This is a genomic window from Erwinia sp. TECH1, from assembly GCF_054057575.1.
The window spans coordinates 4100819-4127132 of record NZ_JBSRZK010000001.1 but is presented as its reverse complement, the minus strand read 5'-3'; the positions used below and the strand labels follow the sequence as shown (position 1 = coordinate 4127132).

22 protein-coding genes are annotated in these 26314 nt (G+C 56.3%); 11 read left to right on the top strand and 11 right to left on the bottom strand.

The genetic code is table 11. The features are described from left to right. The first annotated feature begins 232 nt into the window (after window positions 1-232). The gene (locus ACVWZ0_RS19300) at window positions 233-883 is read left to right on the top strand and encodes a tetratricopeptide repeat protein (protein ID WP_301729991.1); all 651 of its coding nucleotides are present in this window, start codon (window positions 233-235) and stop codon (window positions 881-883) included. 740 nt (window positions 884-1623) lie between these two features. Here ACVWZ0_RS19300 and ampH read toward each other — a convergent pair. The 3 genes from ampH to opgB form a co-directional block, all read right to left on the bottom strand. Then, complete coding sequence (gene ampH, locus ACVWZ0_RS19295) at window positions 1624-2811, bottom strand: D-alanyl-D-alanine-carboxypeptidase/endopeptidase AmpH (RefSeq protein WP_253458157.1); 1188 nt, start codon at window positions 2809-2811, stop codon at window positions 1624-1626. An 89-nt stretch (window positions 2812-2900) separates the two neighbouring features. Further along, window positions 2901-4463 carry a methyl-accepting chemotaxis protein gene (locus tag ACVWZ0_RS19290; protein WP_253458160.1) on the bottom strand — a complete coding sequence of 521 codons (1563 nt, stop codon included), beginning with the start codon at window positions 4461-4463 and terminating at the stop codon, window positions 2901-2903. A 183-nt stretch (window positions 4464-4646) separates the two neighbouring features. Further along, complete coding sequence (gene opgB / locus ACVWZ0_RS19285; RefSeq protein WP_253458163.1) at window positions 4647-6944, bottom strand: phosphatidylglycerol--membrane-oligosaccharide glycerophosphotransferase; 2298 nt, start codon at window positions 6942-6944, stop codon at window positions 4647-4649. Between the two features lie 510 nt (window positions 6945-7454). Here opgB and ACVWZ0_RS19280 point away from each other — a divergent pair. Beyond that, the gene (locus ACVWZ0_RS19280; RefSeq protein WP_253458166.1) at window positions 7455-8606 is read left to right on the top strand and encodes a porin; all 1152 of its coding nucleotides are present in this window, start codon (window positions 7455-7457) and stop codon (window positions 8604-8606) included. A gap of 48 nt (window positions 8607-8654) precedes the next feature. Here the strand turns inward: ACVWZ0_RS19280 and ACVWZ0_RS19275 are convergent, their stop codons facing one another. Beyond that, window positions 8655-9044: a tautomerase family protein gene (locus tag ACVWZ0_RS19275; protein ID WP_253458169.1), complete on the bottom strand. Its 390-nt coding sequence runs from the start codon at window positions 9042-9044 to the stop codon at window positions 8655-8657. A gap of 120 nt (window positions 9045-9164) precedes the next feature. Here ACVWZ0_RS19275 and ACVWZ0_RS19270 point away from each other — a divergent pair, with 120 nt between their 5' ends. From ACVWZ0_RS19270 to ACVWZ0_RS19255, 4 genes are all read left to right on the top strand, one after another. Continuing rightward, on the top strand, window positions 9165-10103 hold the full coding sequence (locus tag ACVWZ0_RS19270) for a LysR substrate-binding domain-containing protein (protein WP_253458172.1): 939 nt from the start codon (window positions 9165-9167) through the stop codon (window positions 10101-10103). 138 nt (window positions 10104-10241) lie between these two features. Beyond that, entirely contained in the window at window positions 10242-10760 is a 519-nt protein-coding gene (mug, locus tag ACVWZ0_RS19265) for a G/U mismatch-specific DNA glycosylase (RefSeq protein WP_253458175.1), read from the top strand. A gap of 244 nt (window positions 10761-11004) precedes the next feature. Beyond that, window positions 11005-11157, top strand: coding sequence for a Hok/Gef family protein (locus ACVWZ0_RS19260; protein WP_253458178.1), 153 nt, complete (start codon window positions 11005-11007; stop codon window positions 11155-11157). 388 nt (window positions 11158-11545) lie between these two features. Then, complete coding sequence (locus tag ACVWZ0_RS19255; RefSeq protein ID WP_253458180.1) at window positions 11546-11698, top strand: Hok/Gef family protein; 153 nt, start codon at window positions 11546-11548, stop codon at window positions 11696-11698. A 119-nt stretch (window positions 11699-11817) separates the two neighbouring features. On the opposite strand, the gene rpoD is transcribed toward ACVWZ0_RS19255, so the two are convergent. From rpoD to rpsU, 3 genes are all read right to left on the bottom strand, one after another. Next, window positions 11818-13662, bottom strand: a complete 1845-nt coding sequence (gene rpoD / locus ACVWZ0_RS19250) for an RNA polymerase sigma factor RpoD (RefSeq protein WP_125287187.1) — start codon at window positions 13660-13662, stop codon at window positions 11818-11820. A gap of 261 nt (window positions 13663-13923) precedes the next feature. Then, complete coding sequence (gene dnaG, locus ACVWZ0_RS19245; RefSeq protein ID WP_253458182.1) at window positions 13924-15669, bottom strand: DNA primase; 1746 nt, start codon at window positions 15667-15669, stop codon at window positions 13924-13926. Between the two features lie 105 nt (window positions 15670-15774). Further along, on the bottom strand, window positions 15775-15990 hold the full coding sequence (gene rpsU / locus ACVWZ0_RS19240; protein ID WP_001144069.1) for a 30S ribosomal protein S21: 216 nt from the start codon (window positions 15988-15990) through the stop codon (window positions 15775-15777). Between the two features lie 303 nt (window positions 15991-16293). Between rpsU and tsaD the strand changes: the two genes are divergently transcribed. Beyond that, the gene (gene tsaD / locus ACVWZ0_RS19235) at window positions 16294-17316 is read left to right on the top strand and encodes a tRNA (adenosine(37)-N6)-threonylcarbamoyltransferase complex transferase subunit TsaD (RefSeq protein ID WP_253458183.1); all 1023 of its coding nucleotides are present in this window, start codon (window positions 16294-16296) and stop codon (window positions 17314-17316) included. Between the two features lie 138 nt (window positions 17317-17454). Here tsaD and ACVWZ0_RS19230 read toward each other — a convergent pair whose 3' ends face one another. After that, window positions 17455-17742 carry a hypothetical protein gene (locus tag ACVWZ0_RS19230; RefSeq protein WP_253458186.1) on the bottom strand — a complete coding sequence of 96 codons (288 nt, stop codon included), beginning with the start codon at window positions 17740-17742 and terminating at the stop codon, window positions 17455-17457. A 117-nt stretch (window positions 17743-17859) separates the two neighbouring features. Beyond that, complete coding sequence (plsY, locus tag ACVWZ0_RS19225) at window positions 17860-18456, bottom strand: glycerol-3-phosphate 1-O-acyltransferase PlsY (RefSeq protein ID WP_253458189.1); 597 nt, start codon at window positions 18454-18456, stop codon at window positions 17860-17862. Window positions 18457-18563: 107 nt separating this feature from the next. On the opposite strand from plsY, the gene folB reads away from it, so the two are divergent. Continuing rightward, window positions 18564-18923, top strand: a complete 360-nt coding sequence (gene folB / locus ACVWZ0_RS19220) for a bifunctional dihydroneopterin aldolase/7,8-dihydroneopterin epimerase (RefSeq protein WP_253458192.1) — start codon at window positions 18564-18566, stop codon at window positions 18921-18923. Window positions 18924-19067: 144 nt separating this feature from the next. Beyond that, entirely contained in the window at window positions 19068-19886 is an 819-nt protein-coding gene (gene bacA, locus ACVWZ0_RS19215; protein ID WP_125287192.1) for an undecaprenyl-diphosphate phosphatase, read from the top strand. A 33-nt stretch (window positions 19887-19919) separates the two neighbouring features. Here the strand turns inward: bacA and ACVWZ0_RS19210 are convergent, their stop codons facing one another. Together ACVWZ0_RS19210 and ACVWZ0_RS19205 are read right to left on the bottom strand one after the other, a co-directional pair. Then, window positions 19920-21146, bottom strand: a complete 1227-nt coding sequence (locus ACVWZ0_RS19210) for a multifunctional CCA addition/repair protein (protein ID WP_253458195.1) — start codon at window positions 21144-21146, stop codon at window positions 19920-19922. Between the two features lie 125 nt (window positions 21147-21271). Further along, the gene (locus ACVWZ0_RS19205; RefSeq protein WP_253458197.1) at window positions 21272-21892 is read right to left on the bottom strand and encodes a TIGR04211 family SH3 domain-containing protein; all 621 of its coding nucleotides are present in this window, start codon (window positions 21890-21892) and stop codon (window positions 21272-21274) included. Window positions 21893-22160: 268 nt separating this feature from the next. On the opposite strand from ACVWZ0_RS19205, the gene ACVWZ0_RS19200 reads away from it, so the two are divergent. Both ACVWZ0_RS19200 and glnE read left to right on the top strand, forming a co-directional pair. Continuing rightward, window positions 22161-23462 carry a CYTH domain-containing protein gene (locus ACVWZ0_RS19200; RefSeq protein WP_253458199.1) on the top strand — a complete coding sequence of 434 codons (1302 nt, stop codon included), beginning with the start codon at window positions 22161-22163 and terminating at the stop codon, window positions 23460-23462. A gap of 28 nt (window positions 23463-23490) precedes the next feature. Continuing rightward, window positions 23491-26307: a bifunctional [glutamate--ammonia ligase]-adenylyl-L-tyrosine phosphorylase/[glutamate--ammonia-ligase] adenylyltransferase gene (glnE, locus tag ACVWZ0_RS19195; RefSeq protein WP_253458201.1), complete on the top strand. Its 2817-nt coding sequence runs from the start codon at window positions 23491-23493 to the stop codon at window positions 26305-26307. The last annotated feature ends 7 nt before the right edge of the window (window positions 26308-26314 follow it).

Genomic DNA, 26314 nt, shown 5'->3' with positions numbered 1-26314 from the left:
CGTTTCAAATTTTTTAAAATCACAAACGTTATTATCACTGGCTGGAAATATGCGGAGGAATGCCCGGACGAGTATTGATTAAGATCAGGTCACGGCGAGTCTTCAGGATGGAGTAATGACTATCAGGGCTTATCTTTACGGTAGGGTTTGTTAAGCTGCGGGTCCGTTAATTTTATAAGGTAGAGCTATGTTACGTGCAATCACGGCCGGAGTTTTGATGGTTTCCCCAATGATGGCCTTTGCCGATGCGGATCACCCTGAAATCGACTGTATGAAAATTAAGAACTATGCCGCAGCAGGCGATAAAGCTTATAAAGCAAAGCAGTATGAAAAGGCACGCTACAGCTATACAGAACAGGTAGCCTGGAGTGAAAGTTGCCAGCTTCCAGATAGCGCTATTGCGGTAGCTTATAATAATGTGGCGCTCACCTGGATACGTCAGGGAGACTATCGTAAGGCAAAAGCCTGGCTGCTGATTGATGAGAAAGACGCCAAATCGCAATATAATCTGGGGTTAATAAAAGAGAAACTTGCTGCCTTACCGCAGCCTGCTTCGCCCGCTGGTGAATACTGGGAATACGCAGGAAAAGGGATGTGGAATAGCTACAGCATCTCGGCAGAACAGGACCACTACAAAATTAACTTTGATGGCGTCTCGCCAGGGCTGATGGCGATGTATTACGGCCCGAATATCGGCAGCCTTGAAGGAAAGGCCACCATCCAGAACGGCAGAGGCGTACTGCAACAACGTGAGGAAGGTGACTGGGGCAACTGTGATGTCACGCTGCTCTTTACCCCAATGGATTTAACGACTCAGGTTAACGGTGACTGCGGGTTTGGTCATAACGTTTCTGCGGCTGGCCATTACATTCGCGTTGAATAGCATCGTTGGGCTGAACGCTCGGCAGCCCGGCCGAAATAAAGGAAAAGGCGTCCTGGCGGCCGATGTCTTATAAGCCCGGACGCGACGATATTCTCTGCCTGATTTTATTTATGCCTGACGTAATCCGCTTTTTTGCGCCGGTCCATCCGCTTTTTTCAGAGCAAGGCGTGGCGTCAGCTTTGGTCTGACGGGGCTCGTGCGGTTCTTCTGATGGGCGAGGTTCTCGCGGTGTACAGGTCTTTTCTGGCATGCGAGGCTCTTCTGATTCGCACAGCCCCTGTAGTGCACGAGACTCTTTTGGCGTGCAAGCCTCTGCTGATGGGCACAGCTCCCATAGTACGCTAGTGTCTCCTGGCGTATGCGACTCTCCTGACGTGTGCCGTTCTTCTGGCAAGCGTGACTGCCGTGGTGCGCGCGGTTCTCGGGGTTTACGCGGTTCTCGCGGCGTTCGCGGTTCCCGTGGCTCTCTTGGTTCACGCGGTTCCAGCGTTTCTCTGGGCGTGCGCGGCTGTCGCGGTGTACGAGGTTCGCGCGGTTTTTTCCCTGCCGGTTCTGTTTTTTCCTGCACGCTGGCTCCTGATAAATGAACTTTAAAGCCCAGCTTAACAAACGCCGGGGCGCTCAGGAAATGTCGGTGGAAAAGAGCGGGTTTCCCCGCTCAGACGAATACCGCTGCCCCGTTTTCAATATGCTTGTACGGCAGGGCGGCGATAACCCAGCAAGACCATCGCCGTCGACAGCTACTCGCTTTCCATTATGGAGGCGGCCAGCTGCGCGCTGTCCGGCGTGTTGCCGATAAGCTCCGTCAGCAGGTTGTTCACCCCATCGCTCATTGGCGTGAAGCGGGTCTGCGGCGAGCGCGTCACCACGATAAACACGCCGACGCTATAGCGCGGCACCATCGCCATATAGGTAATAAAGCCGCCGCCGCCGCCGGTTTTCTGGATAATGCCCGGACGGCCGCCCTGCGGCGCCATATAAACCCAGCCCATACCCAACGCGGAGGCTTTGCCCGGCACGTCCATTCCCTCGACGTTGGTCAGCTGGCCTCGCTGATAAATCATGGTCTGAATGCGATCGGCCTGAGGCGAACGCGCCTGCAGATCGGAAGACAGGAATTGCTGCATCCAGCGTCCCATATCGTCAGGCGTCGAATAGACGCCGCCGCTGCCGATAGCGGCCAGCGTATTGGTGCAGGGGCTGGCGCCTTTTTCCGCGATCATCAGACGCGAACACTGCTCGGGCGAGGGGGTAAAAGTCGTATCCTTCATGCCTAAAGGGCGCGTAATTTCACGCTGTAGCAACGCCGGATAGGAGGTGCCTGCGGCGCGAGCCAGCGCATCGCCCAGCAGATCGAAAGCCAGATTGGAATAGGCGGCGCGGGTGCCCGGCGCGGCTTTCAGCTGCGCATGTTTCAGCCAGTTCCAGCGCTGGCTGGCGGTTGGCCAGACGAAAACAGGCCGGTTCGGCTTGCCGCCGGGCTGCTCGCGGGGCAAACCGCTGGTATGCGTAGCCAGATTAATCAGGCGGATCGTCTGGCCTGCATAGGCCGGTACCGCGCTGCCCGGCGGCGCATATTTGCTTAGCGGATCGTCAAGCCGCACCACGCCTTTCTCCGCGAGCTTAACCAGCAGCTCGCTGGTCATCAGCTTGGTCAGCGAAGCAATACGGATAACGGACGTTTTCTGCGGCCTGACGCTGCTGCCGGGACGCACCGAGCCAAGACTGGTAAAGACGCGCTGGTTGGCGTCAATCGCCACCATCGCCATGCCGGTCGCTTTGGTGTTATAGAAGATATTCTGCGCGTAGCGATCGACAATCTGCGAGGCCAGTAAAGGATCGGGAGAGGTTCTTGCGGCCAGCGCGCCGAGCGGAAAAAGGACGCAGAGCGCCAGCAGGTGGAGTGGTTTCAACGTGCGTATATCCATCGGGAGCGGAAAAGTGCCCTTATACTAATCTTTTTCCTGGAGAGGAAAAAAGAGCGGCGGCCCTCTTTTTTACGGGCCGCCGTTAGCCGTCAGGCCGCGTTGTGGCTTACTTTGAAGATGCCGATGGCGCGGGAAAGCTGTTCAGCCTGTTCCTGCAGCGATTGCGCGGCGGCGGCGGATTCATTCACCAGCGAGGCGTTCTGCTGCGTAACCTGATCCATCTGGGTAATCGCCATATTGATCTCATCGATGCCGGTGCTCTGCTCGTGGCTGGCGATAGAGATTTCGCCCATGATTTCCGTCACGCTTTTCACGCTGGCCAGCACTTCTTCCATCGTGGTGCCCGCTTTGGCGACCTGCTTGCCGCCTTCGTCCACTTTATTCACGGAATCCTGGATCAGCTGCGCAATTTCTTTAGCGGCGGAGGCCGAACGCTGCGCCAGGTTGCGGACTTCTGAGGCGACAACGGCGAAGCCGCGACCCTGCTCGCCCGCGCGGGCGGCTTCCACGGCGGCGTTAAGCGCCAGGATATTGGTCTGGAAGGCGATGCCGTCAATCACGCTGATAATGTCGACAATTTTCTTCGACGAGGTGTTGATCATTTCCATGGTGCTGACGACCTGATTCACCGCCGAGCCGCTCTGCACGGCTACTTTCGAGGCCAGCGCGGCCAGCTCGTTAGCCTGACGAGCATTGTCGGCGTTTTGCTTCACGGTAGAGGTCATCTGCTCCATTGCGGAGGCGGTCTCCTCCAGCGAGCTGGCCTGCTGCTCGGTACGGGAAGAAAGATCCATATTGCCCAGTGAAATTTCGCCGGAGGCGGTAGCGATTAGCTCGGTGCCGGAGCGAACTTCGGTCACGATACGCAGCAGGTTTTCATTCATGGTTTTCAACGCCTGCATCAGCTGACCGGTTTCATCAGTTGAATTTACACGGATCTGCGTACGCAGATCGCCCGCCGCCACGTTTTCAGCAATACGTACTGCTTCGCGCAGCGGGGCAACGATAGAGCGGGTCAGGAAATAGCCCAGCACGACCGCCAGCAACGCCGCCAGCGTGGAGAAAATCAGCGTAATGCGGATTGCGGTAGCGCCATCGGCAACGGCGTTAGCGCCTTCCGCCTGCAGCTGTCCGGACTGTGAGTCGGCAAAACGCTTTACGATATCCAGATAGGCGGTTTGGGCAGGCGTCATTTTCATCAGCGCATAGTCGGCGGCAGCATCCTGATTACCGGCGCGCACTAAAGTAAGCAGCTCGCTTTTGGCCGTTTCAAACTGCTGCGCCGCCTCTTTTACTGCCTGGATTTTCTTGATGCCGACTTCGGTTGTTTGCAGTTTGGCAATCTTGTCTATCGTCTGGTTGGTTTGCTGCGTCACGCTGTCCAGCTGGCCGTAACGCTTCTGGTTTTTCTCCGGATGCGAAGTCTCAATAACCATCCCGCGCAGATATTTAATCTGATCGTTAACCCCGTCGCGCGCGTCAAAAGCCAGCCTCACCTTGATATAGCGATCGTTAACAATGCGATCCACCGCGCCGTTAATGCTGCCGATTTTTACAATAGCCGTTACGCTGACCACGATTAATAACAGTATTACCAGGGCAAACGCCGCGCCGAGGCGCACGCCGACTTTCAAGTTTTTTACAGAAATCATCCGGATTGTTCCTTGCTGTTTAAAAAAGAGTCACTGAGGAAACCTTTAGCATTACAGGGGCATTAAATCGGCAGCAGGCGTGAAAACTTGATGGCATTGTGAGCGAAATCGCGCATAAGGCATGGACGGAAAAGAAAAAATGCGGCGGGATTCCCCGGCCAGGGCGGCCGGGGAGAGGACAATTTACTGAACAGGCACGACTTTTAAACTTACCAGCCCGATGCCAAGCTGACGGGCGGTGAAACCGGCTACCGCGCCTTCGGCAGTGGTTTCCGGCACCGGCGCTCTGATAACCAGCGTGCGTTCCCGTGTCGGGTTGGACAGGCGAATGCTGACCGTACTGTCGCTATGGCTCAGGCGGAACGTCTGCTCGCTATCGCCAATTTTAACAACGAAAGGCCGCTGGCTGTTGGCGCCAAACGCGCGGGCCGTCAGCAGCAGATCGAAGGTTTCCGGCAGCGGCTCCAGCCAGGTAAGGGTGACTTCAGGCAGCAGTCCGGCATCCGACCAACGTCCGCCCCAGGGTTCGATATAGGAAAGGCCGGTGACCTTCTGCACCTGTTTTGGCAGGCCAGGCAGGGCAAACAGCAGCGTGTCGGAGGCATAGCGTAAATCCTCATCGGCAATGCGCAGCCGGGTCACGGTTTGCTGATAGCGTTCCTCGCTTTGATCACCAATCTGGCGGAAGCCCACGCGGCCCTGAGTCACGCCGGGGTTGATCTCGCGGATAGTTGGCGGTGAATTCAGCGTGCCGTCGGCAATGCACAGCTGCCTGTTAAGCGCCAGTTTCTCATCCCAGACATCGCCCATTTTAAAGCAGCTATCGATCCAGACGAACTTCTCATCCGGCGCAAAATTAGCCAGCTGCTGTTTTAACGGCGGCGCCAGATAGACGTCGAACTTCGGCTCGATTTTGCCCGGTTTAACGGAGAGCAGCAGCGGCAGTTTGAAATGCACGCCGGCAAAGCTGAAGGTGTTATTCACCGTGTCCGTTTTATAATCGGCAATCGCCTTCGGAAAATTCCACAGTTTAATCACGTCCGGCTTCCACTCGTTGATCTTCTCTTTGATATTCAGGTAAGTCGCGGCAAGAGAAGAGGACGAAAGGCTGCTGCGCCCCAGGCCGATAAAGTTATCGCCGCCCAGCGCGTCCAGCACCGTCGCGCCGTTGTCCAGCGTGCTGCGCTTAACCGCAATGACTTTACCGTCGTCGTTATCGCCACGCAGCATAAAGAAGAGATTGCTGCGGTCGTGCTGGTTAAGGAATTTCCAGGCGGTATTGTTCATTGCCAGATGATCGGAGCTGACCACGATAATCGTATTTTTAAACCACGGCGTGGCGCGGATCCGCTCTATCAGATGTGCAATATGCTGCTGGCTGCAGGCGACAGCGGCGAAAGATTTGTTTTGTTTGCCTTCCCACAGATAGCTGTTGCGCTGGCAGCTGCGCGAAATAAAACCGTCAGGGTGGTGCGTATCCACCGTCAGAGCAAACAGCGAGAAAGGCTGACCCTGCTGCGCCAGCTCGACATATTTATCGTAAACGCTATCCAGCACCGTATCGTCATACCAGCCCCAGTCGTTACGGTAGCTCGGATCTTTCACCACGCTTTTCAGTTCGTTAAATCCATACAGATGGTCGAACCCGTGCGAGGAGAGGAACAGATCTTTACCGGCAAAGCTCAGGCTGGCGCCCTGGTAGAAGTAGTTTTGATAACCCGCCGCTTTCAGAATGTCGCCCAGGCAGACATTCTGCGGATAGAAAGTTGAAAGCGAGCTGGAGGCGTTGCCGTCGAAAGGCGCGAACAGCGGGATACCGCACTGCGAGGCGACCATTCCCGCAATCGTATATTCGGTGCCGGGCAGCTGCTGGGTGTTGCTGAAATCCAGCGAACCCGCTTTGACGGCGTTAAGTTCCGGCGCAAGATGGGGAAAGGCTGCTTCGTCAAAGTAGGTGCGCTCCAGGCTCTCGGCATAGATATAAACCAGATTCGGTTTATCGCCGCGTATCTGCGTGCCGGGCACCTTATAGTGCGCGTAAAAATCGGAGTCGCCTTTGCCCAGCTGCGATTTCAGCAGATCGGCCACCTGCTGATAAGCGGGCGTGGTTTTGATCGAGGCCAGCGCCAGCACAATCGCCAACAGGCCGCAAAGCTTGCTGCCGCCACGCTTTCGGCCGCGTCGTAAGATCCAGGCAAGCAGGGCAAACAGTACCAGCAGCGCCAGCACCATGCCTGCGGCCGGCAGCAAATATTTACCGATGCCCGCGCCGCTCAGGCTGTTGGTGAGGGTATAGATAACCGCGTCATTAATGCCTTCGCCCGTAAAGTAGTTGCTGGCAAGCAGCGAAGCATTCAGCACGATATAAATGCCCAGAAGTAAAACAATCGCGGAAAAGCCCAGCCTGTTTTTTCCAGCTTTCCAGCTGTACAGCGCGGCCGAGGCGATAAAAAGAAGCAGTGAAAGTGATTCAGATCCCATTATTTTTTATATTCCCCGAAAAAGGCAGTCCCTGCCGGTATTCATCACCAATTTGTAGCGAATCTTCCAATTTAACGCAGCCGGTTAAGGCTGGCAATAAGCGGCCAGACGAGAAAAATGACCGCCGTCACGGGGATAAACTTTCGTTGAGGTTCTGTTTAACTTCGCGTTTAACGAGGCTCAGGGACGCTGGCAAATCGTCAGAGCGAAAAATAAATTAATTAAAGATTAAGGCCTTCGCTGCCGAAAACCTGGTCAGGCTCTCCAGCGTTATCGGGAAACAGGGGCACAACGTGGACAGGGAAGGAGAAACGTGTCGCCTCGGGCGTTTATTGGCAGGAGCCTTTAGCAATTCTAAAACAAAAATAGATAAGAGATTTTACAAAAGCCTTTTTTATCCGCTGTACTGCCGCGCTTAATCCCTATAATCGCGCGCAAAATCGGCTTTATGTGACGTTTTTTTGCTTTTTCGTTCTCTCTTTTTTTAGCAATGCTTTACAGGGCTACATAATGTTAACAAAAATGCGCGTGTTAAGTCAGGCTGTCGGCCTGGCGCTGGTGATGGGCGGAGCGTCTTTTGCCGCAAACGCTGAAGTAACGTTGATCAAACAGGATCCGCAGGCGGGCGATCCGCTGAGCCGTCTGAATTTCACCGTTGGCGGCAGTATCCGTCCCCAGTTCAATAACCTGACCGGCGACGACGGTAAAAATGCCTATAAGCGTAACGGCTTTGATGGCGGCACTCGTTTCCGTTTCCTGGCCGATTACTACCTGTTTGACGACGTCAGCTGGGTAGGGTATTACGAGCTGGGCGTAAATATTCCGGCGCTGTTCGACTGGGACAACCATTATGCGGCCAAAGCGCATGACACCAGCCGCCGTATGCTTTACACCGGTTTCCAGAGCAAAACCTGGGGTAAACTGACCTTCGGTCAGCAGAACAGCGTGTATTACGATGTGGTCGGCGCGAAAACCGATATCTGGGACTACGACATGCTGGCGCAGGCGCCAGGCAACGGCATCAACGGCGACTACGACGGTTCTTACCGTTCACGCAAGATGCTGAAGTATAAAAACACCTTCGGTAATGCGGACGTGCTGGCTTCTTATCTGTTTGCCGATAACGAATATTTGCCGGGTGATGGCCTGCGCTACAAGCGTCAGGGCGGCGGCTCGCTGGGCGTGGATTACCATCTGAGCAAAGAGCTGACCTGGGGCGCGGCGTGGAACTATACTCGTGCTGATATGCGTAATCCGGGCACCGGCGACGATAAAACCTGGAACCAGAACATTTACGGGACTTCCCTTAGCTGGAAGCCAGACAGCTGGACCTTCTCGCTTGGCGGCGGCTATTACCAGAACTATCTGCTGAGCAAGAAAAAAGGCGTGGATAACTACTTTGCTGGCGATGCGTGGGGTATTGAGTACCTCGCGGGCTACACCATCCCGGTTGGCAACTACGGCCTGAAAACCTTTATGCCATATGTGATGGGCGACCGTCTGGAATACGTTAACGATCGCGACTATCAGCGTATCGATAACGGCGTGGGGATCACCTTCCAGCTCGACTACGGTTTCCGCGTGGATTATGAACACGTCTTTACCTCAAGCAGCGATAACCTGGGCGATATGAACCTGGTGCGTCTGCGTTACGACTTCTGATGCTCGCTTTCCCCGGCTTCGGCCGGGGATTGTTTCACTGCCCATGCCTTAAAGCTCGCCTGTCATATACTGCGCCACGCCGTTACCGAAGCTCCAGTCGCCCTTGCTGTTAGTGATAAAGCTGATCATCACGTCGGCCGGTGAAATACCGCAGCTCTCTTGTAGTTCACGACACAGTTCCGCCATAAAAAATTGCTTCTGCTCATCGCTGCGTGGACTGGTAAACACCCGTACCATCACCAGGTTATCGGTGCGCGTCAGCCCCAGGCCGGTATCCTCAAACACCATCTGATAAGGCTTGTTTTCGTGAACAATCTGGTAGCGATCGCGCGCCGGTACTTTAAAAGCGGCCAGCACGGCGCGGTGCGCGGCATCCAGCAGCGTTTTCAGTTCCGATTCCGAGCGACCCTGAATGACGTCAAATTGCAGTAATGGCATGGTTTTCCCCTTAAAATATAGTGTAATGGCACCTGAGCGGCAGAAGTTACTTTAGGGGCATTAGCGCGCGGGAAAAAGCGCTATAGTTGAAATGATTATTTATTATAGTGAACAATGACGATGGCTATAAAAACCGATGCGTTATGGCTACATCTTCACTGGCTGACCGTGCTGGCTGAGCAGGGCAGCTTTACCCGCGCGGCCGAAAGGCTGGAAGTCAGCAAGGCCGCCATGAGCCAGAAAATCAAAGAGCTGGAGCAGCAGGCGGGCGTGCCATTGGTAACCAGAACCACCCGTACCCTGCGGCTGACCAGCGCGGGCGAAAAGCTGGTTGAGGAGCTGCGTGCGCCTTTCGCTCAGATAGAACAGAGTTTTTTCAGCGTGCGCGATTCGGCCGGGCCGCTGCGGGGATTGATCCGCGTAACCGCGCCGGTCGCTTTTGCCCGGCAGCAGCTGGTGCCGCATATCACCGCTTTCCTGAAAGAACATCCCCAGGTTCGTGTACAGCTGGAAGTGTCCGATCGGCTGGTTTCTCTGGCCAGTGAAGGGTTCGATCTTGCCATTCGCCACAGCGATACGCTGCCCGATACGCATGTAGCGCTACCGCTATGCGCCACGCGCGCGCTGGTTGTGGCATCACCGGTTTATCTGCGCCAGTACGGCCAGCCGCAAACGCCGCAGGCGCTAAGCGAACATCAGTGCCTCTACTATCCGCGCGGCACGGAAACGCCGCAGTGGACTTTTTGCCGGGAAAACAGCAGCGAAAAAGTCGTGGTTAATGTCAGCGGCCCCTTCGCGACCAATAATAGCGAATCGATAAGGGATGCCGCGCTGGAAGGATTGGGCATCGCGCTGCTGCCTGATTTCAGCGCGCAGGGTGCCCTTGCCGACGGAAGACTGGTCGAGGTTTTGCCGCAGTGGCGAACGCCGGGCGCTTTTGCCGAACATCTTTACGTCGTCCGTCCCTGGGCTGCTCAGGTCCCACGGGCCGTAAGCGGATTCGTACACTGGCTGCGCGATGCTTTCGAGCGCCAAAGCAAAAGCGCCATGGCGCCGTAAGCTACCTTTAAAGCTATTGATCACGAAGATGAAGACACGCAGGGCGGCCGCCCTGAAAGTGATTGCCGCTTTGTCAGCAGGAAGAGGCTGTGAAGCGCTGAGCTATTTTACTCTTCCCTGAACGACAGGAGAAAACGTATGGAAGCCGAGATACATGGCATCAACGATATTCTTGCGCCCGACCTTAGCGTGATTTTTTGCGGCATTAACCCGGGGAAATCTTCTGCGCATACCGGGTTTCATTTTGCGCATCCCGGAAACCGCTTCTGGAAAACCATCTGGCAGGCGGGTTTCACCAAGCGTCAGCTAAAGCCGGAAGAGGAAAAGCTGCTGCTGACCACGCGCTGCGGTATCACCATGCTGGTGGAAAGGCCCACCCGTGAGGCTACGGAGCTTTCTGCTACGGAGCTACGCGAAGGCGGCAAACTGTTAGTCGATAAGATCATGCGCTATCAGCCCGAGGCGCTGGCGGTATTAGGCAAGCAGGCCTATAAGCAGGCTTTCGGTGTCGGTAAGGTGGCATGGGGCAGGCAGCCGCATAAGCTGGGTGAAACGGAAGTCTGGGTGCTACCCAATCCCAGCGGGCTGAACCGTGCTTCGCAAGAGGAGCTGGTGGCGGCCTATAAAGAATTGGTAATGGCTTTAGCTGCTCGTTGAGACGATTTACATCGGCGTTGCAGGAAAATCAGAGCCAGCGTCAGCTTTAGTAAATTGCATCAGCGCGGGGAGAGGAAGGGCGTTACACTGCGCGACGGGTGCTCAGGATCTTTTTGTTCCGGGCAGCCGGGACAGAAAGAGAAAAGCCCCACCCGACGTCAGTCAAAGTGAGGCTACTTTCTACATCCAACAGTGTAAAGGTAGCCTTTTACCCGCTGTAAAGCAATGGAAAAGGAGGCCAGGGATGGCGCAAAAATTGTTCGCGCTCTGTTTAATAGTGGTCTGTGTAACGGTGATAGCCGTTATCTGGATCACCCGCGGCTCGCTCTGCGAGCTGCACGTTAAACAGGGAGGTACAGAGGTTGTGGCCAGCTTAGCCTGCAACGCCGCAGGGTAGGGCAAACCGCCGGCGGACAGGACGTCTGCCGGCGCATTGTTGGGAGGATCCTTGAGCACCCTTCTTAAGGCACCTTAAAAACGCCTTCATTCAATCCGCTACATATTCCCTGGTACGATCACCACGGTAGACGGCCTTAGGCCCTGCCGTTTTCACGCTTGTTGCAGGAAAATCAGATCCAGTATCAGGTTTAGTAAATTGCGCCAGCGGAGGGAGATAAAGCGCGCTACACTGCGCGACGGGTGCTCAGGATCTTTTTGTTCCGGGCAGCCGGGACGGAAAGAGAAAAGCCCCACCCGACGTCAGTCAAAGTGAGGCTACTTTCTACATCCCACAATGTAAAGGTAGCCTTTTACCCGCTGTAAAGCAATGGAAAAGGAGGCCTGGGATGGCGCAAAAATTGTTCGCGCTCTGTTTAATAGTGGTTTGTGTAACGGTAATAGCCGTTATCTGGATCACGCGCGGCTCGCTCTGCGAGCTGCACGTTAAGCAGGGAGGTACAGAGGTTGTGGCCAGCTTAGCCTGCAACACCGCAGGGTAGGGCAAACCGCCGGTGGACAGGACGTCTGCCGGCGCATTGTTGGGAGGATCCTTGAGCACCCTTCTTCAGATAGAAAAAAGCCCCGGCCTGGGCCGGGGCTTCTTGTCACACAGGCTGGATTAATCGTCCAGGAAGCTGCGCAGTACTTCGGAGCGGCTTGGATGACGCAGCTTACGCAGCGCCTTGGCTTCAATCTGACGAATACGCTCACGGGTAACGTCAAACTGCTTGCCGACTTCTTCCAGCGTATGGTCGGTGTTCATATCGATACCAAAACGCATACGCAGCACTTTCGCTTCACGCGCCGTCAGGCCGGCCAGCACGTCGTGAGTCGCTGAACGCAGGCTCTCGGAGGTGGCGGAGTCCAGCGGCAGCTCCAGCGTAGTGTCTTCGATAAAATCGCCCAGATGCGAATCTTCATCATCACCGATCGGCGTCTCCATGGAGATTGGCTCTTTGGCGATCTTCAGCACCTTGCGGATTTTATCTTCCGGCATCAGCATCCGCTCGGCCAGCTCTTCCGGCGTAGGTTCGCGGCCCATTTCCTGCAGCATCTGGCGGGAGATACGGTTGAGCTTGTTGATAGTCTCAATCATATGCACCGGGATACGGATGGTGCGCGCCTGGTCAGCGATAGAGCGGGTGATAGCCTGACGGATCCACCAGGTAGCATAGGTCGAAAACTTATAGCCACGGCGATATTCAAACTTATCTACGGCCTTCATCAGGCCGATGTTGCCTTCCTGGATCAAATCCAGGAACTGCAGGCCGCGGTTGGTGTATTTTTTAGCAATAGAGATAACCAGACGCAGGTTAGCCTCAACCATCTCTTTTTTCGCACGACGCGCTTTCGCTTCGCCGATGGACATCCGGCGGTTGATATCTTTTACCTGTTCAATCGTCAGGCCGGTCTCTTCTTCAATCTGCGCCAGCTTCATCAGGCTGCGCTGAACGTCTTCCGACACGTCCTTGAGCTTCTCGGACCACGGTTTGTTCATTGCCAGCGCGGCGTTGAACCAGGTTTCGCTGGTTTCATTGCCGGTGAACAGCGTGATGAAGTTCTTTTTCGGCATCTTACAGATTTCAACACACAGTTTCATGATGAGGCGTTCCTGAGTACGGACGCGATCCATCATGGTACGCATGTTGTTCACCAGGTAGTCAAACTGCTTCGGCACCAGGCGGAACTGTTTAAAGACGTCGGACAGGTTTTGGATCTCGCTGACGGCGTCGGCATGGCTGCGGCCTTTGGCCTTGATCACCGTACGCGTTTTCTCGTACTGCGTGCGCAGCTCGGTGAATTTCTCACGCGCCAGTTCCGGGTCGATGCTGTTGTCATCGTCAGCGGTGTCGTCGTCGGACTCTTCGTCTTCGTCTTCGTCGTCGTCGCGCTCTTCTTCAGAGAGTTCAGAACCTACATGCGTTGCCGTAGGCGCAATCTCTTCTGCCGCGTTCGGATCGACAAAGCCGGTGATCATATCGGAAAGACGAGCTTCGCCAGCCTCGACGCGATCGTACTGCTCCAGCAGGTAGGTGATAGCCTCCGGGTATTCGGCAACGGAACACTGCACCTGGTTGATGCCGTCTTCGATACGCTTGGCGATGTCGATTTCGCCTTCGCGCGTCAGCAGTTCGACGGTGCCCATTTCGCGCATGTACATACGGACCGGATCGGTAGTCCGCCCGATTTCAGATTCAACGCTGGAGAGTACCTGAGCAGCCGCTTCGGCAGCATCTTCGTCCGTATCGCTGCTGTTTTCATTCAGCATCAGATCGTCGGCATCAGGCGCTTCTTCCACAACCTGTATGCCCATGTCGTTGATCATCTGGATGATGTCTTCGATCTGATCGGAGTCGACGATATCTTCCGGCAGATGGTCATTGACCTCGGCATAGGTCAGATAGCCTTGCTCCTTACCACGGGTGACAAGCAGCTTCAGCTGTGACTGCGGGTTTTGCTCCATAAGACGGTATCCACACTTCTGTTAAATTAGATTGGTGTTGGTCGGCTAAGTTTAAGCAGCCAACAATAACAGTGAGGGCGTTGGTTTATTGCCGCTGCCCATCGTGGCGGCTGCCAGGCTCAACCTGGCGGATAGTCGGCACTTAAGCCGCGGATATGCTGACAGAAGCTTTTTTCCTGCCGGTCTATTGCTGATAGCGTTTAAACCGGCTGCGACGATATGCGCTTCATCATGTTTCCATCGCCGCTGTTAATTCGTTTGTTACTGTTTTTTCAGGGCCTGGCTGAGCGTCCAAAATTCACGACGCTCTTCGGCATTCAGGCCGTGCGTGCGGTCGCGCGCAATTAACTCTTCCAGCCTGCGCTCCAGCGCCGCATCATACATGCTGGCCAGCGAGTCCTTGAACATGGTTTCCACTTCATCCTCAACTATCATGTGGTTCCATGTTGCCAGCGTTTCAAGGCTTTGGCTAAATTTTGTGCCGCGATAAAGTTCCAGTAACTGGCCCGTCGTCAGGCCAGGATGCGCTACGCAAGTACTCACTAACTCTACGAATAGCGGGAACCCGGGAAGCTCCGAATTATTCAGCCCTTCCAACGAAGGAACCATCGTCGCCAGCGCCGGATTCTGGATCAGCAATCCAATCAGTATACGCATGGTTGTGCGTTTTAGCTGGGGCTGCTGGGGCAACTTCGCGCCTTCGCTTTGTTTTGGCAGCAGTTTTTCCAGCTGGCTATCGTCCAGAATGCCCAACTTGTTGCCCAGTTCCTGACGCAGATAGATACGCAGCGTTTCCCCTGGTACCTGGCTAATCAGCGGCAGCGCCAGCGTACTCAGCTGGGCTCTGCCGTCCGGGGAACGCAGATCAACCTGCGGCATCAGCGTATCGAACAGGAAAGCGGAGAGCGGCATCGCCTGCTCCATCCGCGCCTCGAACGCGTCTTTTCCCTCTTTCCGCACCAGCGTATCGGGATCTTCGCCGTCCGGCAGAAACATAAAGCGTAGCTGACGTCCGTCATTCATGTAAGGCAATGCGGTTTCCAGCGCACGCCATGCTGCTTCCCGACCCGCTCTGTCGCCGTCGTAGCAGCAAATTACCGTATCGGTCGTGCGAAAAAGCAGTTGGATATGCTCGGGCGTAGTGGAAGTGCCGAGCGATGCAACGGCATAATCAATGCCGAACTGCGCCAGCGCCACCACGTCCATGTAGCCTTCCACCACCAGAAGCTTAGCGGGTTCTGGATGTTTCTTTTGCGCTTCATACAGGCCGTACAGCTGGCGGCCTTTATGGAATATTTCGGTTTCCGGCGAGTTAAGGTATTTAGGGAGTGCATCGCCGACAACGCGGCCGCCAAACCCGATAACACGTCCACGCTTATCGTGGATAGGAAACATAATGCGTTCACGAAAACGATCGTAGCTGCGTCCCTGATCGTTGGTGACCAGCATACCGGCATCGCTCAGAGACTGGCGGTCTTCCTGGCTGCGACCAAAACGTTTTAGCGCGTTATCCCAACCCGCAGGCGCAAAGCCAATCGAAAAATGCCGGATAACATCGTCGCTAAGACCGCGTTTGGTAAGATAATCGCGCGCGCCAGCCGCCTGGTTCTGCGTAAGCGACTGCTGGTAGAAATCATTCAGGCTGCCCATCAGCTGATAAAGACTCTGGCGCTGATGACGCTCTAACTGACTGGGGCCGGAACCGCTCTCATACGGCACTTCGAGGCCGTAAAGCGTTGCCAGTTCTTCAATGCTTTCGACGAACTCCAGCCGATCGTAATTCATTAAGAAATCGATCGCGTTGCCGTGCGCGCCGCAGCCGAAGCAGTGGTAAAACTGTTTTTCACCGTTGACGGTAAAAGAGGGCGTCTTTTCGTTATGAAAGGGACAGCACGCGTGATAGTTCTTGCCCTGCTTCTTTAGCTTTACGCGCGCATCGATAAGATCCACGATGTCCGTGCGAGCCAGCAAGTCATTGATAAATACGCGTGGAATTCGTCCAGCCATAGGCCTATCAGCTCATAAACGAGAACAAGCCGCGCATTCCTTTCGGAAAGCACGGCCTTGTATACTACTACTGGTCTGTGAAGCCTGAGGGCAAGCCCTCAATAATTAGTACAGACGAGTGCGGCGTGCGTTTTCGCGAGCCAGTTTCTTCGCGTGGCGTTTCACAGCAGAAGCTTTAGCGCGCTTACGTTCGGTAGTAGGTTTTTCATAAAACTCACGACGACGAACTTCAGCCAGAACGCCTGCTTTCTCGCAAGAACGCTTGAAGCGACGCAGTGCTACGTCAAATGGCTCGTTTTCACGTACTTTAATTACCGGCATGTAACTCTCACCTCGATAAATTCGGTTTTGTTGCTGACGTCAGTGCCAGCTTGTTTCAAAATGGTGCGGAATTTTACTCCAACACAGGCTGCGTTGTAAAGCACCATAGCATAATGTCTCACCAACAGATGCGCCTGTGCGGCTGCCGGTTTTTTCAGGGCAAGGATTATACCGCACTCGAAGAGGCGAGGCGATGAAATTTTCCTCTTATCGATCATGGCGATCGGTGGATAACGCGGAAATTTGCCGCAGCGCGAAGCGGCTTCATGTTACACTGCGCGCCGCAAGAATGAGGTAAATGCCATGCGTGTGCTCGGAATAGAAACTTCCTGCGATGAAACCGGTATCGCGATTTACGACGATAATGCCGGATTGCTCGCTAACCAACTTTACAGCCAGGTCAAACTGCACGCCGACTACGGCGGCGTGGTGCCGGAACTGGCTTCGCGCGATCACGTGCGTAAAACCGTGCCTTTAATTCAGGCTGCCCTAAAAGAGGCGGGCCTGCAGGCGCAAGATATAGATGCCGTAGCCTATACCGCAGGACCTGGCCTTGTTGGCGCGCTGCTGGTCGGGGCCACCATCGGTCGTTCGCTGGCTTTTGCCTGGAACGTGCCGGCGGTGCCGGTACACCACATGGAAGGGCATTTGCTGGCGCCGATGCTGGAAGACAATCCGCCTGCGTTTCCCTTTGTCGCGCTGCTGGTTTCCGGCGGTCATACGCAGCTGATTAGCGTCACCGGCATCGGTGAATACCAGCTGCTTGGCGAATCCGTGGATGATGCGGCCGGCGAAGCCTTCGATAAAACGGCCAAGCTGCTGGGTCTGGACTATCCGGGCGGGCCGATGCTGTCGAAAATGGCGCAGCAGGGCGTGGAAAAGCGCTTTATCTTTCCGCGTCCTATGACCGACAGGCCTGGGCTGGATTTCAGCTTTTCCGGTTTGAAAACATTCGCAGCGAATACCATTCGTGAAAACGCCGGTGACGATCAGACGCGCGCGGACGTGGCTCGTGCCTTTGAAGATGCCGTTGTCGATACGCTGATCATCAAATGCAAACGCGCGCTGGAGCAAACCGGCTTTACGCGGCTGGTGATTGCAGGCGGCGTCAGCGCTAACCGTACGCTGCGGGCAAGAATGGCCGACGTGATGCGAGCGCGGGGCGGAGAGGTGTTTTACGCCAGGCCGGAGTTCTGCACCGATAACGGCGCGATGATCGCCTACGCGGGTATGGTCAGGCTCAAAGGCGGGACAAGCAGCGACCTGAGCGTTAGCGTCCGTCCGCGCTGGCCGCTTGCAGAACTGTCACCGCTGCAAAGCGACTGACATTGACTCGGCGTTGTTTGCGGAACTGTCGCTGCTGCAAACCGAGTGACGTTAAAGCGGCATAGCTTGCAGAACTGTCACCGCTGCAAAGCGACTGACATTAAAGCGCCATTGCTTACGGCAATGGCGCACGGCCTGTTAGTTGCCCAGCAGGCCATTCAGCCAGCCGCCGATCAGCGGAATACCGGCGATAAGGCTTTCGATCATACCGCCAGCCTGACTACCCAGCGTTGAACCGATATCTTTGCCCAAATCGGGATAGAAAGAGCCTATGCTGACCTTACCGATTAGCGGCAGCTCCACGCCTGTATTAGCGACCAGACCGTACAGGCCGTTGCCGACATAGCTACCTATGCTGCTCAGCGCTTCCTGAATATAGCCAGCGCCGCTGACCTGCATCACTTCATGCTGTGTTAATTCTTTCATCACGTTTCCTTGTAATAAAAAATAAACCCGCATCTTATGTGCGGGTTAATAATTTTATTAGATTAACGCGAAGGCCGTAAACCTGTTTTTTTAGAATTAACAGGATATTACATGAATTTATTTGCGCTTTTTCTTCCAGATTTTAGTTTCCTGGCCGCGCCAAAGGCGCTGGATATTGTCGTGATGGCGCAACAGCACCAGACAGGAAAGCATCGCTACCGGAAAAGTCAGCTGTGGTTTAAACCACCAGACATAAAACGGCGCGATTAGCGCGCTGATAATGGCGCCTAACGACGAATAGCCGCTCAGCAGAACGGTCAGCAGCCAGGTGCCGGTCATCAGGCCGGTGAGATCCCAGCCGATCGGCGCGATGGCGCCAAACGCCGTCGCCACGCCTTTACCGCCTTTAAACTGGAAAAAGATCGGATAGATATGACCCAGACAGGCCGCGATAGCGATCAGGCCAAGCCAGAAGGGCGAGAGCCCGAAATGATAAGCCAGCCAGACCGGCAGCATACCTTTCAGGATATCAAACAGCAGGACGAGCAGCGCAGGCGCTTTACCGCCGAGACGCAACACGTTAGTGGCACCGGGATTGCCGGATCCATTCTGTCGCGGGTCGGGTAATCTGAACAGTCGGCATACCAGGATTGCGCTGGAAATAGAACCGCACAGATACGCGAAAATAATCATACCGGGCGCGAATATGCTCATAACACCGTTCCGTCTTCAGGGGGTCGTTTTGTTCTCGTCATCCGTGGATAATACGCATAATCCGTCGGAAGTGGTATCCGGCAACCGCAAAAACAGAGACTCGCATCATGGATATTGTATTTATTGAACAGCTGTCGGTTATCACGACTATTGGCGTTTACGACTGGGAACAGACGATTTCGCAGAAGCTGGTGTTCGATGTCGAAATGGCCTGGGATAACCGCGTCGCGGCGGCCAGCGACGACGTCAACGACTGCCTGAGCTATGCGGACGTTTCCGAAGCGATTATTAACCATGTCGCAGGCGGCCGCTTCGCGCTGGTCGAGCGCGTGGCAGAAGAGGTTGCCACCCTGCTGCTGACGCGTTTCGGGTCGCCGTGGGTGCGGATCAAACTGAGCAAGCCGGGCGCGGTAGCGCAGGCGCTTCAGGTTGGCGTAATCATCGAACGAGGGACTATTCCGAAATAAGCGCAATGTGATTGCCATCACGATGAAACCAAACCACATTATGGGCTGTCTGAGGATTGGCCCGCCTTTCTGCGGGCACAATTTTGGCGGTGGCGTACAGCGACCGCCTTTTTAATGGCTTTGATACGGATAGGGGTAGATTTGATGGCAGATATTCATCAGCTATGGGTGGCAGCAATCCTTGGGATTGTTGAGGGGTTAACGGAGTTTCTCCCCGTCTCTTCCACCGGGCACATGATCATTGTCGGTCATCTGTTGGGCTTTGAAGGTGATAAAGCCGATACGTTTGAAGTAGTTATTCAGCTGGGATCGATCCTGGCGGTGGTAGTGATGTTCTGGCGTCGTCTGTTTGGCCTGATTGGCATCCACTTTGGCAAAGTGCCGCACGAAGGCACAGGCAAAGGGCATCTGACGCTGATCCACATCCTGCTGGGTATGGTGCCGGCCGTGGTGATTGGCCTGATTTTTCACGATAAAATTAAAACGCTTTTCAATCCCATTAACGTGATGTACGCGCTGGTTGTCGGCGGCGTTCTGCTGCTGGCGGCGGAATATCTCAAACCCAAACAGCCTAAAGCCGTAGGGATTGACGATATGACTTACCGTCAGGCCTTTATGATTGGCTGTTTCCAGTGTCTGGCGCTGTGGCCGGGCTTTTCTCGCTCCGGCGCGACCATTTCCGGCGGCATGCTGATGGGCGTGAGTCGTTATGCGGCCTCCGAGTTCTCATTCCTTCTGGCTGTGCCGATGATGATGGGCGCGACGGTGCTGGATCTGTATAAGAGCCTGGGCTTCCTGACGATGGCCGATATGCCGATGTTCGCCGTAGGTTTCCTCACGGCCTTCGTGGTGGCGCTGATTGCTATCAAGGTCTTCCTGAAGCTGATCCAGCGTATCTCCTTCGTTCCTTTCGCTATCTACCGCTTTATTGTGGCCGCTGCGGTCTACATGATTTTCGTCTAGTCAAAAAAAGCCGGACGTTTGTCCGGCTTCTTTTTAAAGCGGCTCTGCCCGCCAGGCTGCCAGTGCGGCAATACGCCTTCGCGTTAGCTCTTCCCTGACCTCCACGCCTTTGTAACCCGCCGCGACCACGTCTTTGGTCGACACGTTCTGCACAATCTCAAACGCCTTGCGCAGATAGTCGCCCTGCGGGTAAGCATTGTTCTCAAATCCGGTGCGGCCGCGCGCGTCCGCTTCGCTGGTCAGCGCAATTTGCTCCACGCGATGGGGCTTGCGCCAGGCGTCAATGCGATCGAAGAGGGCGACCAGCGTTTCCGGACTTTGCCGCTCGACGGTATGCACTAAATCGTGAAATTCCGTCACCAGCAGCGCCAGATCGCGAATGGCGTTCGGCACGCGCAGGCGCTGGCAAAGCTGCTCCACCAGCGGCACGCCCGCCGGGCCGTGACCATGATGGCTCGGCCATTTTTCCGGCGGCGTCAGCGCTTTGCCGACGTCATGAAACAGCGTGGCGAAACGCACGTCTACTTCATCGCTCAGCTCAGCGGCAATCGCCAGCGTCATCAGCGTATGCACGCCGGTATCGATTTCCGGATGCCATTTGGCCGGTGCCGGCACGCCGTAAAGATTGTCCAGCTCGGGAAAAAGCACGGCGAGGGCGCCGCAGTCGCGCAGCACCTGAAAATAGACCTGAGGCGTGCGGGTTTCCAGCGCCTTTTCGGTCTCTTTCCAGACGCGCTCGGGCGTCAGCGCGCTCAGTTCGCCGCTTTCCGCCATCGAGCGCATCAACGCCAGCGTTTCCCCGGCAATCACGAAACCAAGGTGAGCAAAACGCGCGGCAAAGCGCGCCACGCGCAGCACGCGCAGCGGATCTTCGTTAAAGGCGGCGGAAACATGGCGTAGCTGACGCTGTTCGATATCGGCACGGCCATTGTAGGGATCGTAATAGCGGCCCTCGTCATCCTGAGCGATGGCGTTAATAGTCAGATCGCGGCGCTGCAAATCCTGCTCCAGCGTCACGTCTGGCGCGGCATAGCAGACAAAACCGGTATAGCCGCTGCCGTTTTTGCGCTCGGTGCGCGCCAGCGCGTATTCCTGCTGCGTGTCAGGATGCAGGAACACGGGAAAATCACGGCCGACCTGCTGAAAGCCGAGCGCCAGCATCTCGGCAGGCGAAGCGCCTACCACCACCCAATCTTTGTCTTTGACCGGCAAATTTAACAGGGCATCGCGTACCGCGCCACCGACAAGATAACTCTTCACTACAGGCTCCCGAACTAAATTTTTCTGGCATCATACGTGAAGTGTAGAAGCTCTCCTACCGTTGTGAAGCGCCTGGCCGGTGGACAAAAAGAGGAGAAGGGCACCGAAAGATGCCCGAAAAAGCGTCAGCTCATCCAGCGATCTTTTTTCTTGCGGCTGGGGATCATATGCGGCAAAAGCAGGCCCAGCAGGAGACCGACACCGGCTACGCCGCCGCCATACATAAACCACTGCATAATGATGGTGCGCTGCTTGTCATCAAGCTGCACGTTAGCGGCGCTGACTTTTTTCTGCGCCACGATTAGCTCGTTTTTCAGTTTCTGATTTTCCGCTTTCAGGCCGTTGATCACGTCATCACTGCCCGCGACTTTCTTCTGCATTTCCGCCGTGCGCTGATTCCAGCTGCCGTCGATATTGGCCAGCTTATCGGTCAAATCCTTTACCTGCTGTTCCAGCTGTGGAACGCGAGTGCGTAGGCTTGGCTGCTGACTCAGCTGCGCCAGCGGGATCCATGACGTCCGGCCGTTAGCATCCCGGATCTGGGCATAATGCGTATCATTGTTGGTCTGTACCAGCGCTACTTCTTCCCCCGCGTTCAGCGTGCCCGTCAGGCGGTAGCTGTCGCTGGGGCCGCTGCGTACCCAGGTGGAAAGTTCGTCTGAAATATAGCGCTTCTCTTCGGCATGAAGCGAGGCGGCAACGCTGAAAGTCAGTAAAGTGAGGCCAAGTAAATGCGTTTTTTTCATTCGGTATCTTTTTTGTGAGTGCGGAAAAAAAAGTAATGGCACAGTCTGGAGATGGCTCGCATAAAGCTGAATGAGAACTATCCTGGACTCGACCTGACGCGCAAAGCGCCAGGAAAAGCGGGACAACCAGGGCGATTGTGCATTACTCTTTTCGTCATCTCTGGCTTGCCCGTTACCCGCGGTTTTCGACTTCGCACTGCATAAAAGCCGAGGCCGCAAGGTATAATCTGGCCTTTGTTGACCGTGCCGCTAATCTGATTAAGAAAATATGACCATAGAAATTGAATTAAAGTTCATTACCACGCCTGAAGGCGCCGAAAAGCTGCCGGCTCGTCTCGCTGCCTGGCCAAACGTGCACAGCGCGCCGCAGAAACTGACCAACATCTATTTTGAAACGCCGGATCGCCAGCTGCGCCGCTGTGATATGGGGCTGCGTATTCGCGGCTTTGGCGACAGCTATGAAATGACGCTGAAAACGGCGGGGAAAACCGTCGGTGGTCTGCATCAGCGCCCGGAATACAATGTAGCGTTGGAAAAGCCCGAGCTGGCCATCGCGCAGCTGCCGGCGGAAATCTGGCCGCAGGACTGTGATGTAGCGGCGTTACAGGCGCAGCTGCAGCCGCTGTTCAGCACCCACTTCGTGCGGGAAAAGTGGGTGGTTACTTACCTGAACAGCGAGATTGAAGTGGCTTTTGACCACGGCGAAGTGCAGGCGGGCGAGCTAAGCGAGCCGCTGAACGAAATCGAGCTGGAGCTGAAAACCGGCGAGCGTGCCGACCTGATGGCTTTTGCGGCTGAACTGGCGGACATGGGCGGACTGCGTTTGGGCAGCCTGAGCAAAGCCGCGCGCGGTTACGGCCTGGCGCAGGGTCAGAGCCAGCGCGAGCTGCGCCCGTTGCCGATCCTGAAAGTGAAGCCGAAAGCCACGGTTGAAGAGGGGATGCTGGGCGCTTTTACGCTGGCGCTAAGTCAGTGGCAGTATCATGAAGAGCTGTGGCTACGCGGCACCCCGTCTGCGCTGCGTGGCATTAACGAAGCACTGGAAACGCTGCGTCAGGCTTTTGCTCTGTTCGGCACGCTGGTGCCGCGTAAGGCCAGCAGCGAACTGCGCCAAAAGCTGAACGAGCTGGAAGAGGCGCTGGCGGAGCAAAAGCCGCAGCCGTCGCTCTGCTTTACGCCGCTCTGGCTACAAACCCAGTTGGCGCTTACTAACTGGATAGCCAGCGAAGGCTGGCGTCCGTTTATCGACAGCAAAACCGACAGCAAGCTGCAAGGCTCCTTCAAGCGCTTCTGCGACATCATGCTGGGCCGCGTCTCTGCCGACCTGAAAGAGACGTTTGCCCACGTGCGTCAGACCAATGAATATCAGGACAAGCTGACCCGTTTGCAGCGTCAACTGCTCGCCGCGCGTCTGCTGGCCGGCGCCTATGACGAAACCGCCGTGGCGGTCTGGCTGGGCGCATGGGAACAGCTGGCCCACGCGATTAAAACGCATCAGGAAGCCTGGCTGGAGTCGTATCGCCATCAGGCGCTGAAGCAGTCGGTTTTCTGGAAAAACGGCGGCGCCTGATTTCGACCGCCCTCACAGGGAGTTACCTATGTCGCCTTTAACTTTACCGCCTCTGCCGCCGCTGCTTGCCGCGCTACCGGTTACCGCTGACGATCCCGCGCTGCGTGCCGCTATGGCCTTCAGCGATTTCATCAGCGAAAACCTGACGCGCTATCCTGAATGGCAGCAGGAACTGCAGCAAAGGGCGCCGGAGCCGGAAGAGTGGCGACATTATGCCGACTGGCTGGCGGAAGAAATGGCGCAGGTCGCGGACGAAGCCGCGCTTATGCGCGAGCTACGCCTGTTTCGTCGCCATATGCTGACGCGTATCGCCTGGATGCAGGCGCTGTCGCTCAGCAGCACGCAGGCAACGTTACGGCAGCTGAGCGTGCTGGCGGAAACGCTGATCGTGGCGGCGCGCGACTGGCTGTGGCAGGCCTGCTGCCGCGAGCTGGGCACGCCGGTTAACGCGCAGGGCGAACCGCAGCCGCTGCTGATCCTGGGGATGGGCAAGCTCGGCGGTGGCGAGCTGAACTTCTCTTCGGATATCGATTTAATCTTTACCTGGCCGGAAAACGGCGTCACCCAGGGCGGGCGCCGCGAGCTGGATAACGCGCAGTTTTTTACTCGTCTGGGCCAGCGGCTGATCAAAGTGCTCGATCAGCCGACCATCGACGGCTTCGTTTATCGGGTAGATATGCGCCTGCGTCCTTTTGGCGACAGCGGCCCGCTGGTGCTGAGCTTTGCCGCGCTGGAGGATTACTATCAGGAGCAGGGACGCGACTGGGAGCGCTACGCGATGGTGAAAGCGCGGCTGATGGGCGGCGCGGACGATCGCTGGAGCCAGGAGCTGGAGCAGATGCTGCGGCCCTTTGTCTATCGCCGCTATATCGATTTCAGCGTGATCCAGTCGCTGCGCAATATGAAAAGCATGATTGCCAGAGAAGTGCGTCGGCGCGGGCTGAAAGACAATATCAAGCTGGGCGCGGGCGGCATCCGCGAAACGGAATTTATCGTGCAGGTTTTTCAGCTGATCCGTGGCGGACGTGAGCGCTCGCTACAGCTGCGGGCCTTTTTACCCACGCTTCAGGCCATCAGCGATCTGCATCTGCTGCCCGCAGAGCAGGCGCTACGGCTACAGGAAGCGTACCTGTTTTTACGCCGCCTGGAGAATCTGCTGCAAAGCATCAATGACGAACAGACGCAAACGCTGCCCTCGGACGATCTTAATCGTGCACGGCTGGCGTGGGCGATGGGCACCACGGGCTGGGCGGAGATGTACGGCCAGCTGGAACAGCATATGGCCGCCGTACGCGCTATTTTCGACGAGCTAATCGGCGATGACGCGCCGGAGGCGGGCGACAGCAAAGACACGGACGACTATGGCATCCTGTGGCAGGATCGCCTGGAGGAACCGGAGCTGGCGGCGCTGGTGCCTCATCTTACCGCCGAAGCGCAGCAGCGGCTGCTGCGCGCGATCGGCGATTTTCGCCAGGACGTGGATAAACGCACCATTGGCCCGCGTGGTCGCCAGGCGCTGGATCTGCTGATGCCGGGCCTGCTGGCCGAGGTTTGCCCGCGTGAAGATGCCGACGTCACGCTCGGTCGTCTGACGCCGCTGCTGCTGGGCATAGTGACGCGCACTACCTACCTGGAGCTGCTGACGGAATATCCGGGCGCGCTTAAGCATCTGATCCGGCTCTGTGCGGCCTCGCCGATGGTGGCCGATCAGCTGGCGCGCTATCCGCTGCTGCTGGACGAGCTGCTGGATCCCGCCACGCTTTACCAGCCCACGGCCACGGATGCCTATCGCGACGAGCTGCGGCAGTATCTGTTGCGCATCCCGGAAGAGGACGAAGAGCAGCAGCTGGAAGCGCTGCGTCAGTTCAAGCAGGCGCAGCATTTGCGTATTGCCGCGGCCGATATTGCGGGCACGCTGCCGGTTATGAAGGTCAGCGATCATCTTACCTGGCTGGCGGAGGCCATTGTGGAGCAGGTGGTGCAGCAGGCCTGGCAGATGATGGTGCAGCGCTACGGGCGGCCTTCGCACCTTAACGAGCCGCAGGCGCGCGGCTTCGCGGTCATCGGCTATGGCAAGCTGGGCGGCTGGGAGCTGGGCTACAGTTCGGATCTTGACCTGGTGTTCCTGCACGACTGTCCGGCAGAAGCGGTGACGGACGGCGAGCGCAGCATTGATGGCCGCCAGTTTTATCTGCGGCTTGCGCAGCGCATCATGCACCTGTTCAGCACCCGCACGTCGTCCGGCATTTTATACGAGGTGGACGCAAGGCTGCGTCCTTCCGGCGCGGCGGGCATGCTGGTCAGCACCTTCGCGGCTTTTGACGATTACCAGCGTCATGAAGCCTGGACCTGGGAACATCAGGCGCTGGTACGGGCGCGCATCGTTTTTGGCGACGCGGCGTTAAGCCAGCGCTTTACCGGGATCCGCCGGGGCATTCTGTGTTTACCGCGCGAGCCGGAAAAGCTGAAAACGGAAGTCCGGGAAATGCGCGAGAAGATGCGCGCGCATCTGGGCAACCGACAAAAAGGGCGTTGGGATATCAAAGCGGATCGCGGCGGCATTACCGATATTGAATTCATTACGCAATATCTGGTCTTACGCTATGCCGCGACGGAGCCAGAGCTGACGAGCTGGTCGGATAACGTACGCATCCTGGCGCTGTTGGCGCGCCACGACAGAATGAGCGAGGAAGAGGCGCATTCGCTGACCCACGCTTACGTTACGCTGCGTAACGAGCTGCACAGGCTGGCGCTCCAGGCTTTACCGGGCCAGCTTGCGCCGGAGGCGTTCAGCGCGGAGCAATCCGTGGTCAACGCCAGCTGGCAGCGCTGGCTGGAGGCGTGATCGTGGC

Coding starts and splice junctions, on each gene's coding strand:
- ACVWZ0_RS19300 (WP_301729991.1), top strand. CDS start 233: ATGGCCTTTGCCGATGCGGATCACCCTGAAATCGACTGTATGAAAATT.
- ampH (WP_253458157.1), bottom strand. CDS start 2,811: ATGGATATACGCACGTTGAAACCACTCCACCTGCTGGCGCTCTGCGTC.
- ACVWZ0_RS19290 (WP_253458160.1), bottom strand. CDS start 4,463: ATGATTTCTGTAAAAAACTTGAAAGTCGGCGTGCGCCTCGGCGCGGCG.
- opgB (WP_253458163.1), bottom strand. CDS start 6,944: ATGGGATCTGAATCACTTTCACTGCTTCTTTTTATCGCCTCGGCCGCG.
- ACVWZ0_RS19280 (WP_253458166.1), top strand. CDS start 7,455: ATGTTAACAAAAATGCGCGTGTTAAGTCAGGCTGTCGGCCTGGCGCTG.
- ACVWZ0_RS19275 (WP_253458169.1), bottom strand. CDS start 9,044: ATGCCATTACTGCAATTTGACGTCATTCAGGGTCGCTCGGAATCGGAA.
- ACVWZ0_RS19270 (WP_253458172.1), top strand. CDS start 9,165: ATGGCTATAAAAACCGATGCGTTATGGCTACATCTTCACTGGCTGACC.
- mug (WP_253458175.1), top strand. CDS start 10,242: ATGGAAGCCGAGATACATGGCATCAACGATATTCTTGCGCCCGACCTT.
- ACVWZ0_RS19260 (WP_253458178.1), top strand. CDS start 11,005: ATGGCGCAAAAATTGTTCGCGCTCTGTTTAATAGTGGTCTGTGTAACG.
- ACVWZ0_RS19255 (WP_253458180.1), top strand. CDS start 11,546: ATGGCGCAAAAATTGTTCGCGCTCTGTTTAATAGTGGTTTGTGTAACG.
- rpoD (WP_125287187.1), bottom strand. CDS start 13,662: ATGGAGCAAAACCCGCAGTCACAGCTGAAGCTGCTTGTCACCCGTGGT.
- dnaG (WP_253458182.1), bottom strand. CDS start 15,669: ATGGCTGGACGAATTCCACGCGTATTTATCAATGACTTGCTGGCTCGC.
- rpsU (WP_001144069.1), bottom strand. CDS start 15,990: ATGCCGGTAATTAAAGTACGTGAAAACGAGCCATTTGACGTAGCACTG.
- tsaD (WP_253458183.1), top strand. CDS start 16,294: ATGCGTGTGCTCGGAATAGAAACTTCCTGCGATGAAACCGGTATCGCG.
- ACVWZ0_RS19230 (WP_253458186.1), bottom strand. CDS start 17,742: ATGAAAGAATTAACACAGCATGAAGTGATGCAGGTCAGCGGCGCTGGC.
- plsY (WP_253458189.1), bottom strand. CDS start 18,456: ATGAGCATATTCGCGCCCGGTATGATTATTTTCGCGTATCTGTGCGGT.
- folB (WP_253458192.1), top strand. CDS start 18,564: ATGGATATTGTATTTATTGAACAGCTGTCGGTTATCACGACTATTGGC.
- bacA (WP_125287192.1), top strand. CDS start 19,068: ATGGCAGATATTCATCAGCTATGGGTGGCAGCAATCCTTGGGATTGTT.
- ACVWZ0_RS19205 (WP_253458197.1), bottom strand. CDS start 21,892: ATGAAAAAAACGCATTTACTTGGCCTCACTTTACTGACTTTCAGCGTT.
- ACVWZ0_RS19200 (WP_253458199.1), top strand. CDS start 22,161: ATGACCATAGAAATTGAATTAAAGTTCATTACCACGCCTGAAGGCGCC.
- glnE (WP_253458201.1), top strand. CDS start 23,491: ATGTCGCCTTTAACTTTACCGCCTCTGCCGCCGCTGCTTGCCGCGCTA.